Raw genomic sequence first — 12553 nt, forward strand, 5'->3', positions numbered from 1 at the left:
GGCAACGTCAGCGGACGACGGCTGTGGTGGGTGGGTCTTCAGGTCCGTCGTCAGTCGACCCGAGGGCGTTGCCGAGGGTGTCGATGGCTTGGCGCTGGAGGCGGAGTCGGACGTGGGCGTAGACGCCGGCGGTGACGCCGATGTGGGCGTGGCCGAGGAGTTCTTTGATCACGATGAGGTCGACTCCCTGTTCCAGGAGCAGGGTGGCGGTCGAGTGTCGGAGGTCGTGGAAGCGGATGGGGCGGAGTCCGGCCCGGTCGAGGAAGGTGCGGAAGCGGCGGGTGAGGTTGGCCGGGTCGAGAGGCCGCCCTGTGGGCGTGGTGAAGACGAGGCCGTTGTCTCTCCAGTCTGGCCCTGCGGTCTCGCGCTCTGTGTCCTGCCGTTCCTTGTGTTCCTTGAGGGAGTGAAGGCATTCGGTCGGGAGCGCGATACGGCGTTCGGACGCCCGGGTCTTGGTGGGGAGATGGGTGAGGCCGCCGGTGCGTGTGCGCTGGAGTGAGCGCCGGATGCTGGCTGTTCCGGTGGTGAGGTCGAGGTCTTCCCAACGGAGGCCGAGGAGTTCGCCTTTGCGGAGTCCGGTTCGTAGTGCGAGTTCATACAGCGCGTGGAGCCGGTCGGCGCGGGCCGCGTTGAGGAACTGACGGGCCTCTGCCGCGGTGAGTGGACGGAAGCGCGTGGGCTGGTACGTGGTGGTCTTGACGTTGCGGGCGACGTTGCGGGGCAGCTCGTCTTCGCGGACGGCGTGTTCCAGTGCCGACTTGAGCACCGAGTGCACGTAGGCCACGGTCAAAGCGGACAGCCGCTTCCGGCAGCACTCGCCGACCGCACAGCACTGCTTCCGTTCGGTGTCCAGCCCCTGGGTGCAGCACTGGCAGGTGGTGCGGAGCCGGTCGAGGAAGGTGCGTACGTCCTTGGCCGTGAGGCGCGCGATCTTCTTGGTGCCGAGGCCGGGGATGAGGTGGAGGCGGACGCAGGTGGCGTATCGGGTGTGGGTGTTCTCGCGGAGCCGGTGGACGGCGACGCTGCCGAGCCAGTAGGTGAGGTAGTCGCCGAGGGTGCTGTCGGCGGTGGCGACGGGGAAGCCGCGGTTGCTGTCGGCGATCTTCTCTGCGAGCTTATCGGCCGCATTCTTGCGGGTGGTGCCGTAGACGCGGACACGTTTGCGGGTGCCGTTGGAGGCGAGGACGTAGCCGGCGGCTTCCCAGCGGCCGTCCTTGCGCTGGTAGATGGTGCCTTCGCCGTTGGCGCGGGCCTTCTTGCGCTTGGGGGCGGCCATCGGGCGGCTTCTTCCAGGTGGCGCTGGACGTAGTCAGCGAGGGCGCGGGCGGGGATGCGACGGGCGCGGCCGATGGTCAGGGAGGCGAGGCGGCGGGTGCGCAGGAGGTCGTAGAGGGCGGAGCGGCCGATCTTGAGGCGGGCCATGGCCTCGGGGACGGTGAGGAGTTCGTCGTCACGCACCGGCTGTTACTCCCTGTTCGGGTGTCGGGCCGGCGTGGATGAGTGCGGCGAGGCGTTCGAGGTCGTGGGTGAGGCCGGTGCCGTCGTAGGCCCAGTGGGCGAGGACGAGGGTGGTTGGTGAGGGCGGAGGGGTGTGGCGGCAGTGCCAGGCGGCGCGGGCGGCCCGGAGCGCGCTGAGGGTGGTGGAGTAGGCGCGGGTTTTGGTGGAGAAGTGGCCGCGGAAACCGAGCATGTGGGCCCACTTGCGCAGGTCCAGGTGCCTGAGGTCGTCGCGGGCGCCGAGGGTCCAGGCGGTGCGGATCATGCGGGCGGCGTGCTCGGGTACGGACTGGAACCAGAGTTCCGTGATCCTCTTGAGCCGGTGGTCGAGGGTGCCGGTCGCGGCTTCGGTGCCTTTGGTGGCGTACTGGGCGACGTATCCGGCGACCTTGCCCTCGGTGATCGTGGCTCCGGCCTGGAAGGCGGTGGACTGGATGATCCTTGTGTCGATTTGCTTGCCGAAGGCGAAGGAGTGGGTGCGGGCGTTGATCTTCGGCCCGTCGATGTGGGTGCGGGTGGCCGCGAGCCGGATGGCGTTGGCGAGGAGTTCGGGCGCGGCCCAGGCGGGTGGCGGGGTGTAGGAGCCTGCAGGGCCGTCGAGGCGGATGACGGCGTGGAAGTGGATCAGTCCGCGCTGCTGGTACTCGGCGACCTTGGCGTACGAGACCCGGACGACCTTGTGCAGCAGGCGCTGCGGAAGTCCGGCTCTGCGGCGGCGATGGTGCGGCGCAGGTGGAGCATGAAGCGGGCCCACAGGGTCGGGGCGTGGGCGTTGCACAGCACCGCGCCGGTGTAGTCATACCGCTCGGGGTCGAGTGGGGCGCCGAGGAGCGGGTCACTCTTGGTGTGGGTGCGTCCGCAGCGGCAGCGGGCGGAGCCACCCACGCGTCCCTCGTGGACTGGTCCGTACGAGGGTGCGGCGAGGGTGGCGAAGACGCGGGGGTGGGTGGCGACTTGTTCGGGGATGTTCTTGCCGCCGTGCAGGCCGGCGGCGATGAGGTGGTAGGTGTCCTGTCGGTAGAGCTCGGCGCAGGAGGGGCAGCGGGTGGTGCGGCGGTTGCCGCAGCGGACCAGGAGGTGCCCGGCGGGCAGTTCCTTGGACTTCAATTCGCGCAGGATCTCGCCGGTGAAGGCGTCGATCTCGGTGCGCTGGCCTTCGAGCCGGATCGGCTGGGCGCAGCCGCCGAGCGAGGACAGCTGCCGTACCAGGCCGAGCAGGTCGCGGTACCCGGTGAACGTGGGCAGCGTGGGTGCGGCCGGTTCGCGGCGGGGGATTGCGGTGGTCGGGGTGGGCGGTGGCATCCTGGCGACTCTCTCTGCGCTGCGGCACACGTGTGCCGTGGATGGACAGGAGGGAGGCCCCGGCAGGGGCGGGGGTTTGGCGACTACACGCCCTTGCCGGGGATCATTGCGAAGCGGGACCGGGAGGCGGCGGTCACGCGGCCTTGTCCAGGTTGACGCGGTCGGGCAGGTCGCGGACGTTGAGCCCTTCGGCGCACATGAGGTCGTTGATCTGCCAGCAGGCTTCGGTGGGCAGGTAGACCGAGCGCAGTCGGACGGGGGTGCGCATGTCGCCGCCGGAGGCGATGGAGACGCCTTTGGGCAGGGTGCGGTCGGCGGCGGTGATGTCCAGGTCCCGGCCGTCGGGGAAGAGGTGCAGGAAGTCTTCGATGGTGTCGACGCGGTGGCAGATCCGGGCGGACAGGTTGGTTCGTACGGCGGTGGTGAGGACGTCGGCGGAGGGTTTCTGGGTGAGCAGCCACAGCCGGATGCCGAGCTTGGCGCCCTGGCTGGCGATGGCGAGCAGTTCAACCTCGAAGCATTCGCGGGCTTTGCGGTCGGGGTGGCGGGCGTAGTTCGCCACCCCATCGATCACCACGAGCAGCAGCGGCAGCTCGGGGGCTGAAGTCGGTGATGCGGTCGGTGCGTCCGGACCAGAACAACCGCTCGCGGCGCTGCATCTCCTCGCGGACCCAGCGCAGGATCTCGGTCGGCTCGTCGGGGTGGATCGCGTCGGAGACCTTGTAGGCGGTGCGCCACCAGGGCGCGACGGCAACGGGGTTGGGGTCGATCACGATCAGGCGCACGTCCCGCATCAGGGAGGCGTAGGCGAGCAGGGTGTTGACGGTGATCGACTTGCCGGAGCGGGTGAGGCCGGCGACGAGGGCGTGAGCGGAGTAGGCGAGGTTGAGCACGACGGGGGTGTCGTCTTCGTCCCAGCGGAGCAGCACGTCATCGGTGGAGACGAACTGCCCCGGTCGGCACACCGGGAAGCCGTCCGGCACGAGGAGCGGTGAGCGGATCACCGCCTCCAGTGGCTCACACCGGAACCCCCGGGCGACGATCACTCCGGGCTTGGGCTGGCTGATCCGGATGTTTTCGCCCGAGCTACGGAGCTTGGGGAAACCGATGGAGACTACCTTTACCGGGGAGTCACCAATAATCACTGGAAGCTCGATGAGGCGAAAGCAGGAATCGCCGAGCCCCGCGGTGGACACAGCGACCCTGTTGCGCACTCAGGTGATGACACGGAGAGCGTATTCACGTCGTGGTCACCGGATTTGGATACGGCGCGAGAGTTCGGCGACAGCGGATCTCTGGTGGTGAGAATTCCACGCAGTGCGATCGATCCAAGTCGTATGCGGATTGCCGGTGACCGGGGACTCGAAGAGCTGGAAGTGCTGATCGAAGGCCGCGTCACAGGCTGTCAGGTGAGCTGTGAATTCGGTCCTTCCAGATGACGGACGCTGAATGACCGTGCTGGCGAGAGGTGTTTTGGATGTCTGGAACCAATGCAGGCGACTTGTTTGTGCGCTATTGCTTGCCGGGGAACAGATATAAAAGACTCCTCTCTGCTAGCTTTATGAGGGCTGATCGTGAGGAAGCCCTTGAGTTCGCTACGGCCATGCTGGACGACAGTCGCAAGGCTTCGTCGGTCGAGTTGGAGCAGCTATTGGGCGGTGACTGGCGGGAGGCGCTCACGGCGTGCTGGTTCATCGGGTTCGCCCAGAAATATGAATTTCGGGATGAGCTGCACAGCTTTCTCAGGGAAGGGAATGTCAGACGCACAGGAAAAGGTATTGCGTTCGCGCTGGCTCGGTTCTGTCGCCCCTCTGACGCGAGTGCATTGCACCAGTATCTCGGACGCAGTTTGGGCGAGCTACAGAACCGGGCAAATCGGCCGTGGTTCCTCGGTGTGCTGCTGCATATCGAGAGGCGCTTGGGCGCAGTGAATTCGCAGGATCTACTTGCGCCCGACGGGTTGTGGGACCGTTGGTCGGCGGCAGGCTTCCTTGGGAGTGCTGATCCTTCTCACTGGGAGAGGGAAGTGGTGGACTGGATCGCTCTTGCTGAGAGTTTGGACTGATCATCGGTAGGTCATAGCTCCTCCCGGTTCTGGGGGCTTCCTTCGCCGAAGCTGTCCGCGATAGCAGAACGAAGCCCCGCCGGGCGCGTCCCGGCGGGGCTTCTGCGTGGGGGACGAGAGTGGATGACGGCAACGCCAGCGGACGGTGGCGCAGGGCGGTGGCTCATCGCCGCCACTGTCGGCCTTGGTGATCGCGGGCCGGCCGAAAGCGGCTGAGGGTGTCGACGGCGTCGCGCTGGAGACGGAGGCGGCCCTTGCGGGTCTGTTCGTACGCCGCACTCCAGGGCCGATCCTGCCTCCGGCACTTTGATTCCGTATACGTGATGCCCCGGACACGGATACCCGGTGCGCGGAGACCCGCATAGCGTCACCGTCACTCAAAGGCACCACAGAAGGACGAGGAGGCGGTGTCGTGGCCAAGCACTACTTCCAGGTCGATGTCCCCACGTGGAGTGCGGCGCAGCCGGAGCGGCAGGGGAGGCACATCTTCACCGGGAGTGCGGACGACGGGCGGCAGGCCGTGCGGTTGGCGCGGAGGGTGTGTGAGGCGACTCTCGCGGCGCGGGCGGCCGGGGAGCCCCTGCCGCGCAGGAGCCCGGACGGGTGGGGTGCGCGCGGGGTGCGGCCCGGCTGGGAGCTGGACTGGACGGCCGCCACCGTCGTGCCCTGGCGGCACAACAGCCTTCTCTGACAGGGGGTACGGGCGCTACGGGGTCTCTGCGGACGTGCGGAGGAGGTCGCGTCGGGAGAGGGCGCCCGTCTTGCGGATGGCTCGGGCGACATGTTGTTCCACCGTCCGGGGGGACAGGTGCAGGACCACCGCGATCTCGCGGTTCATCAGGCCGCTGGCCGCGAGTTCGGCCACCTCGCGCTCGCGCGGGGAGAGCCGGTCGTCCAGGGCGGGACGGCCCGGCCGCCGGGCCTCCGCGGGCTGGTGGGCCCGAAGCAGGGCGCGGGCCCTGGCGGTGTCGTACACCGCGCCGAGTGCGGTGTACTCGTCGACGCAGTGCCGCAGGGACGCGACGGCGTGTGCGCGGCTCCGGCCGTCACCGGCGGCGCCGTCCGCGCCGTCCGGCTCGCCCGCGCGGTCCTGGGCCGGTCCGCCGTCCGCGCCGGCGCGCTCCGCGTCCTGGGCGAGGGCGCAGCGCGCCGCGCCCTCGGTGGTCAGGGCCCAGGCGTACGGGCGGGGCAGGGCCCGGTAGGCGGCAGCGGCCTTCCGGTACGACCTGACCGCCTCCCGGCGGCGGCCCTCGCACTCCGCCAGCGCGGCCCGGCTCCACGCGGCGGCGGCGTGCGCGGCCGAGGCGTCGTTTCCCTCCAGCCCCTGTTCGAACTCGACGACCATGTGGCGGGCGGCCGCCGTGTCGCCCGTGCGTGCCAGCGCCTCCACCGCCCAGGGGGCCAGTTCCGCCGCCCAGGTCCAGATGCCCTTGTCGGCCACGGCCGCCCAGGCCGACCGCGCCTGGTCCGCGGCGGCCGGAAGATCGTCACGGGCCAGCGCGAGACGGACCAGCGCGCCCGCCGTGGCCGCGGCCAGCGGCATGCGGGTGCACTGGGGCGAGGGCGCCCCCAGGGCGGTCAGCCAGCGCAGTGCCTCCGCCCAGTCGCCCTGGGCGTAGGCGAGCATGCCCCGCACCATGTGCCCGTCCGCCGCCACCACGGGCATGTCGGCCGCCGTCGCGATGAACTGTTCGCACCGCCCGCCCAGTTCGGCCCACTGGCCGGTCCACCAGTCCAGCAGCAGCCGCGTGCCCTGCGCCGTCCGCTCGGCGTACAGGGCACCGGTGCGGGCCGAGAGGTCGAGACTGGCGGCCAGCAGTTCCCGCCCCCACGGGTAGGAGCCCCGCCAGACCGCGGCGTCGGCGGCGTTGCACAGCCCGCGTACGGCCTGCTCCCTGCATCCGGCCGACGGGCTGTCGACGGGCAGCGCCGCCACGAGCTGCCGGGCCTGCGGGTCGCCGCAGACGACGGCCAGCGACGCACGGCTGGCGGCGACGGCGGCCCGTGCGACGTCGTTCCCGCTGCCGCGGGCGAGGCCGGCGGCCCGGCGCAGCCACTCGCGGTGACCCGGCAGCGCCCCCGTCGGCCACTCCGGCATGGCCAGCGCCACCATCGCCCGTGCGGCGAGCGTGGGCCGCACCTCGCTCAACTCCTCGGCCGCCGCTTCCAGTTCGCGTACTCCGGCGGCGAGGTCGCCGATCTGGTTGTACAGCATCAGGCCCAGGTCGAGCCGGAGTTCGCCCCGTACGTCCACGGGCAGGCCGGGGTCCCGGACGACCTGGGTGAGCACGTCCACGGTCTGGTCCGACCGGAGCCCGACGACCGCGCTGCGGGCCAGCAGCGGCGCCAGCCGGGCGCGGTCCACCGGTGAGACCTCCGGCACCGCGAGCGTCCGTTCCAGGAGGCCGATCGCCTCCTGGTGGCGGCCCGACTCCACCGCCGTCCGGGCGGCCTTCTCCACCGCCCTGAGCCAGCTCTTGCGCCGTCCGGCGGCCCTGCGGTGCCGGGCCACCTCGGCCCAGGGCGCGGGCCGTCGGCGGGAGAGCACCCGGGACGCCCGCTGGTGCAGTTCCTGGCGGACCGGTCCGGGTACGTGCTCGCGCACGGCCGGGGCGGCGAGGGGTACGGCGAATCCGTAGCGCCCCTCGGCCACCTCCGACAGCGCCGCGCCGGACAGGGCCGCGAGCAGCGCGTCCCGGCCGCGGGCCTCGTCCAGCCCGGCAACGGCGAGCAGTTCGTCGCGGCCGGCCGGTTCGTCCAGCACTCCTGCGGCCCAGACGACGGGCCGGTCCGCGGCGGCCAGGGCGCCGGTACGGCTCAGTACCAGCTCGGCCAGCCGCACGGGGACGCCGGCCGCGTCGACGTCGGCGGCCGTGCACCGGGAGCCCGTGCCCGCGCGGAGAACGGCGAGCAGATCGGTCACGACCTGCGGCACCCCGCCGGAGACCAGGTGCAGCCGGACCACGGCCTCTTGGGTCGCGCGCTCGCCCAGGGTCTCCGAGGCCGCCAGCCGCACCCGTTCCACGTCCCAGGGGCGCAGCCGGTGCCGGAAGGCCGCGAGGCCGGGAGGGTAGGAGACGGCCGGGGTGCCCAGCGGCAGGCCGGTGCCGCCCAACTCCTCGGGCCGGTAGGCCAGTACGGTCGCCAGGCCCTCGCGGGGCCGCTCCGCGGCGCGGCGCAGCCACTGCCGCTCGTCCGGTGTCGCCCGGTGCACGTCGTCCACCAGGAGCAGGGCGGGTCCGTCGGCGGTGTCCGGAGGTTCCTCCGCCGCGCCGCACCGCCACCGGATCCGACGGGCCCCAGCGGCCTCCGGGAGAGCGTCCAGCTCGTGCAGGACATGGCTCTTGCCCATGCCCGCGGGGCCTTCCACGAGGACGAGGACCGAGCCGCTGCCCGCGAGCGCCAGACGCAACGGGGTGAGCCAGGGGGACCGTTGGGCAGCGGTCATGTCATCGACCATCGCTTTCGATCGGCCCGGCCGGCGGGGCTCGGAGGCCCGCCCCGTGGCAAGAGGAGTTCCGGCGGCTCCTGCCGGGATCCGGCCCCAGCGTACGGACCCCGGTCAGCATGCGTACAGACGGGTCCGGGGCGCTACGGATACGCAAGAAACACCTCGTGGTGGCGGTCCGGCCACCGCCGAGGGCGGGCGGTGCGCGGCGCGTGCGTACCGCAGACACCTTCAAACCCGGCAGAAGATAAGGAAGTTCGCGCGGAGCGGTCGCCCGCGCGTCTGCCCGGAGATGGGGGAGACCGGCGGTGGCGCACCGTCCACTCGGCTGTCATGTGCGCTTCATTTCCCGCGTATCCGTAAATCCCGCGCCCGGATGGAAGGCAAATCGCTCCGCGCCCTAGGGTTCCGGCCGAGCACGAACCCCGCCTCCGGCTCTCGGCGCCTGTCTGGGTCCGTGGCGGGACCGCAACTCCCCACATCCCTGCGGAGCTTCGGAGCCACCATGCGGGCGAACCCCGCGCCGTCAGCGGTGCGCGGGGGCGCCCGGCCCGCTGCCGTACCCGGAAGACGTACGCCGAGGACGTACCCCGAAGACGTACCACGAAGACGTACGTCCCCGGGAGGCCGACGCGGCGGCGGTGGACCCCAGGTCCGGGGGCCCGTCCGGGCCCCACCCCCCCACCACACCCGAAAGGACGTGTGTGCCCATGAGGGCCAGCGATCCCCAGCCCCCCCACCCCCGGGACAGCGGTGAGAAGCCGCCGCCGGGCCGCCCTGGCCGCGGCCGTCGCCGCGACCTCCCTGCTCGTCGGCGCGAGCGGCATGGCCCAGGCCGCCACCCCGGCCGCGCGGGCCGAGGCGGCCCCCGCCGTCGCGCAGTACACCAACCTGAACTTCAACGAGCTGGTGCAGGAGCAGGACCAGTGGTGCTGGGCCGCCACCGGCCTGAGCATCGCCCAGTACAAGGGCTACGGGCGCAACGTCAGCCAGAACAGCTTCTGCCTCGCCTCCCGCGGCTACTCCAGCGGCTACTGCCCCAACCAGGCCGCCGAACTGTACACCGTCCAGCGCGGCTGGCGCGCCCTCGGCCTGAGCGCGGGCACGGAGGTGAACGGCCGTGTCAGCTTCGCCACCGTACAGAGCGAGATAAACGCCGACCGGCCCATCGAGACCGGCGTGTACTGGACCGCCGGCGGCGGCCACGCGCGCGTGATCTACGGCTACGACGCGTCGGCCGGCACCATCCTCTTCAGCGACCCCTGGCCCAGCAACCAGCGCTACCAGGAGATGTACTACAACTCCTACATCAGCAACTCCCAGTTCTACTGGGGCGGTTCCGTCTACCGGGTCGGGGCGTGATCAGCATGAGGAAGAACACCCGCCGTGCACTGACGGCCACCACCTCGCTCGCCGCCGGCGCGGGCGTGAGCCTCGGACTGTTCCTCGGCACCGGCACCGGCTCCGCGCACGCCGCCGACCTGTCCGTACCGGCCCCGAAGGCGCCCGCCGCCACCGACCTCGCCCAGGCCGCGCACGCGGCGGACACCGCGCAGGCACGGGAGATGGCCGGCCGCTTCTTCGTCCACCTCGACCAGCGCGCCCGCCACCTGCCCGTGGACCAGGCCGCCCGCGCCGACATCACCGCGCAGGCCGCGGCCAAGTCGCCCGAGGCGGCGGGCGACGCGGTCCCGGTCTACTCGCTGAGCGCCGACTTCGTCACCGGCAAGGCGGGCAGCGCACCGGCCCAGGTCGCCTACCTGGCCGTGAAGTCCGTCTCCGCCGACGGCCGTCAGGCCACCGCCCGCATCGAGCCGCAGCAGCACGGCTACGCCGTCGTCGGCATGGCCCAGGGCACCGACGAGATCGGCTACGCCGCCAAGGCCAAGGACGGCTACGCCTTCACCGAACCGCAGCTCAACGCCTGGTACCGGGTCAGCGGCCAGCAGGTCCTGCCGCTCAACGAGTCCGCCCGCCAGTCGGTCGGCGAACACGGCACCACCCTCACCGCCTACCAGCACCTCGTGCACCAGCGCTACGCCGACAAGCTCCCCGGCTCCGCCTACCAGAAGTCCCACAAGTACGGCGGCGTCACCCCCGCCACGGGAACCGTCTCCCTCGCCGACACCACCCCGCGCGCTCTGCTGGCGGGCGGCGGCGGTGCGGTCGCCGCGGGCGCCGGCGCCCTCCTGATCACCCTGGTCACGCGCCGCCGGGACACGACGGCCTGACCCGCGGCTGCCGGTGCCCCGTGCCGCTTCCCGGGCACGGGGGCACGGGGCACCGGCAGTGGCTCGACGGGCTCGCCACCGGGCGGGAATCCCGCGTACGGTGGCCGCGTGGCGAACGGAGACCTGCGGCGGCTTCTGCCCCGCCTGCGCCGCCTGGCCTCCCTGACGCAAGAAGAGCTGGCCGAGCGCTCCGGCGTGTCCGTCGAGGTGATCCGCCAGTTGGAACAGGGACGGAAGCACTCGGCTCGCCTGCCCACGCTGCACGCGCTGGCGAACGGGCTCGGCGTGGAGCTGACCACGCTTGTGGGCGATCCTCCTGCCGTCTCCTCGACCGGGGAGAACGACGGACCGCGCTTCGTGGCGGTGCGTCGCGCCGTCATGCCGGTGCTCGGGGGCCCGGCCCCCGAGCCGCCGGGGCCCGGCTTCTCCGCGGCCCGCCTGCGCGAGCGGATCGCGGAGGGCTGGACGCGGTACCACTCCGCCGAGTTCGACACGGTGATGGAGGCGCTGCCCGACCTGATCGCGGACGCGCGCTCCGCCGCGGCCTCGGGCGACGAGGGGGAGCGCGGGGCCGGTTTCGCGGCGCTGGGCAAGGCGCTTCAGCTCGCCGGACATGTCGCCGTACGGATGGGGAAGACAGATCTGGCCCTCATCGGTCTGGAACGCGCGACGGACGCCGCCGGGCAGTCCTCCGATCCACTGCTTCCGGCGATGATCGCCAACTCCATGGCGTGGACCTACCAGCGGCAGGGGCGCCTCGAGGACGCGCTGAGCGTTGCGCTGCGCGCGGCCGATGACCTGGCGGGCGCGGGCCGTACCGACTCGGCCGACGGCCTGAAGGTGTGGGGCGGGCTGACCATGAGCGCCGCCACGTCGGCCGCGCGCAGCGGCGACTACGAGCGTGCGGCGATGATGATGGAGACGGCGGAGAAGGAGGCCGTACGGGTCGCCGAGCTCCCCGACGGCGGGGACAACCGCATGGTCAGTGTCTTCAGCCCGTCGTCGGTCCGTATCGAACGTGTCCGGCTCGCCGTGCAGTACGGGCATCCGCAGGACGCCCTGGCCCTGGCCAAGGGGATGCGGCTCAGCAAGGACACACCGCCGTCCTGGCGGACCTGGCTCCTGCTGGACGTGGCACGAGCGCACACGGACATCGGGGACGCGGCCGGAGCGGTCAAGACCCTGGAGTCCCTGCGCCGGGTGGCACCGACGTGGATGCGGCACCACACCCTGGCCGTGGCCATCGTGCGGGACCTCTGGGCTCTGCCCGACCACCCGCCGGGGCTGCGGCCGTTGGCGGAGTTCCTGGGGGTCAGTGCCTAGCGTGGCGAAAGTGGGACGTTCCGCCCCTGTCGGCGTCCCCTGCGTGTCGGTTCCATGAACGGACAGCGCTCCGGCGGCCGCTCGCCCGGCCCCGGGGCTCGCCTGACCCGAGGAAGCAGAACGACATGCCCCGACTTGCGACGCAGGCCCGCCCGACTGGACACCCTGGCTACAGCGAAACTTTGCCGCGTGAGCCCGAGAGCGCCAGCACCGCGCGACGTCTCCTGCACACCGCCCTCTCCTGCTGGGGCCTGGACGAGTTGGTCGAGGACGGAGCGCTGGTCGTGACGGAACTGGTCGCCAACGCGGTCCGGCACGCCCGGCGGAAATCCATTCGCGTCATGGTGGAGCGCACAGCTGTGCGGACGGTCCGGGTGGCCGTCGTGGACTTCTCTCGCGATCTTCCCGCGCTTTGCCCACCGGGGGACGAGGCGGAGGGCGGCCGTGGCCTGCTCCTGGTGTCGGCGTTGGCTGCGGACTGGGGCACGGACGAGCGCCGCTGGGGAAAGATCGTGTGGGCCGACCTGGAGGGACGCCGGTGACCGGCGACGAGAGCCCCGTACGCAGTACGGCCCGAGCCCACCTGTCGCAGCTGATCGAGATGTTCGGCACCGACGGGTGCCTGCGGATCCACACGGCGTCCGCGCCCGACGGCGGCGAAGGCGAACGAGGCCGCGGGTCGTCTCG

General features: G+C 71.6%; 10 protein-coding genes and 2 pseudogenes. 6 read left to right on the forward strand and 6 right to left on the reverse strand.

Going from position 1 to position 12553, the window contains the following annotated elements:
* Positions 1 to 7: 7 nt before the first annotated feature.
* From R4Z62_RS29935 to R4Z62_RS29955, 5 genes and pseudogenes are all read right to left on the reverse strand, one after another.
* A complete protein-coding gene (locus tag R4Z62_RS29935) occupies positions 8 to 1276 on the reverse strand; it encodes a tyrosine-type recombinase/integrase (RefSeq protein ID WP_491521423.1) in 1269 nt (422 codons plus the stop codon).
* A 2-nt stretch (positions 1277 to 1278) separates the two neighbouring features.
* Positions 1279 to 1458: pseudogene (locus tag R4Z62_RS29940) on the reverse strand (helix-turn-helix domain-containing protein); the annotation flags it as partial.
* Positions 1451 to 2799 (reverse strand): annotated as a pseudogene (locus R4Z62_RS29945) (replication initiator). The pseudogenes R4Z62_RS29940 and R4Z62_RS29945, both read right to left, overlap by 8 nt.
* Before the next feature lie 133 nt (positions 2800 to 2932).
* A complete protein-coding gene (locus R4Z62_RS29950) occupies positions 2933 to 3361 on the reverse strand; it encodes a hypothetical protein (protein WP_491521424.1) in 429 nt (142 codons plus the stop codon).
* Positions 3306 to 4013, reverse strand: coding sequence for an FtsK/SpoIIIE domain-containing protein (locus R4Z62_RS29955; RefSeq protein ID WP_079159163.1), 708 nt, complete (start codon positions 4011 to 4013; stop codon positions 3306 to 3308). Before R4Z62_RS29955 ends, R4Z62_RS29950 begins: the two co-directional genes overlap by 56 nt.
* Positions 4014 to 4276: 263 nt before the next feature.
* Between R4Z62_RS29955 and R4Z62_RS29960 the strand changes: the two genes are divergently transcribed.
* Together R4Z62_RS29960 and R4Z62_RS29965 are read left to right on the forward strand one after the other, a co-directional pair.
* The gene (locus R4Z62_RS29960) at positions 4277 to 4864 is read left to right on the forward strand and encodes a DUF6000 family protein (protein WP_491521425.1); all 588 of its coding nucleotides are present in this window, start codon (positions 4277 to 4279) and stop codon (positions 4862 to 4864) included.
* 412 nt (positions 4865 to 5276) lie between these two features.
* Positions 5277 to 5555, forward strand: coding sequence for a hypothetical protein (locus R4Z62_RS29965; protein WP_064536459.1), 279 nt, complete (start codon positions 5277 to 5279; stop codon positions 5553 to 5555).
* A 15-nt stretch (positions 5556 to 5570) separates the two neighbouring features.
* On the opposite strand, the gene R4Z62_RS29970 is transcribed toward R4Z62_RS29965, so the two are convergent.
* Positions 5571 to 8312: a helix-turn-helix transcriptional regulator gene (locus R4Z62_RS29970; protein ID WP_491521426.1), complete on the reverse strand. Its 2742-nt coding sequence runs from the start codon at positions 8310 to 8312 to the stop codon at positions 5571 to 5573.
* Positions 8313 to 9065: 753 nt separating this feature from the next.
* Between R4Z62_RS29970 and R4Z62_RS29975 the strand changes: the two genes are divergently transcribed.
* The 4 genes from R4Z62_RS29975 to R4Z62_RS29990 all read left to right on the forward strand — a co-directional run bounded on the left by R4Z62_RS29975 (position 9066) and on the right by R4Z62_RS29990 (position 12408).
* Positions 9066 to 9674, forward strand: a complete 609-nt coding sequence (locus R4Z62_RS29975; protein WP_491521427.1) for a papain-like cysteine protease family protein — start codon at positions 9066 to 9068, stop codon at positions 9672 to 9674.
* 5 nt (positions 9675 to 9679) lie between these two features.
* Positions 9680 to 10543: a hypothetical protein gene (locus R4Z62_RS29980; protein ID WP_491521428.1), complete on the forward strand. Its 864-nt coding sequence runs from the start codon at positions 9680 to 9682 to the stop codon at positions 10541 to 10543.
* Positions 10544 to 10651: 108 nt separating this feature from the next.
* Entirely contained in the window at positions 10652 to 11866 is a 1215-nt protein-coding gene (locus R4Z62_RS29985; protein WP_491521429.1) for a helix-turn-helix domain-containing protein, read from the forward strand.
* A gap of 125 nt (positions 11867 to 11991) precedes the next feature.
* Positions 11992 to 12408, forward strand: coding sequence for an ATP-binding protein (locus R4Z62_RS29990; RefSeq protein ID WP_491521430.1), 417 nt, complete (start codon positions 11992 to 11994; stop codon positions 12406 to 12408).
* The last annotated feature ends 145 nt before the right edge of the window (positions 12409 to 12553 follow it).

This window comes from Streptomyces sp. PL-25, from assembly GCF_058344915.1.

Bases quoted from the DNA above. Each gene is read 5' to 3' on its own strand.
- R4Z62_RS29970 (WP_491521426.1), bottom strand. From the start codon at position 8,312: ATGACCGCTGCCCAACGGTCCCCCTGGCTCACCCCGTTGCGTCTGGCG.
- R4Z62_RS29960 (WP_491521425.1), top strand. From the start codon at position 4,277: ATGTCTGGAACCAATGCAGGCGACTTGTTTGTGCGCTATTGCTTGCCG.
- R4Z62_RS29935 (WP_491521423.1), bottom strand. From the start codon at position 1,276: ATGGCCGCCCCCAAGCGCAAGAAGGCCCGCGCCAACGGCGAAGGCACC.
- R4Z62_RS29990 (WP_491521430.1), top strand. From the start codon at position 11,992: ATGCCCCGACTTGCGACGCAGGCCCGCCCGACTGGACACCCTGGCTAC.
- R4Z62_RS29980 (WP_491521428.1), top strand. From the start codon at position 9,680: ATGAGGAAGAACACCCGCCGTGCACTGACGGCCACCACCTCGCTCGCC.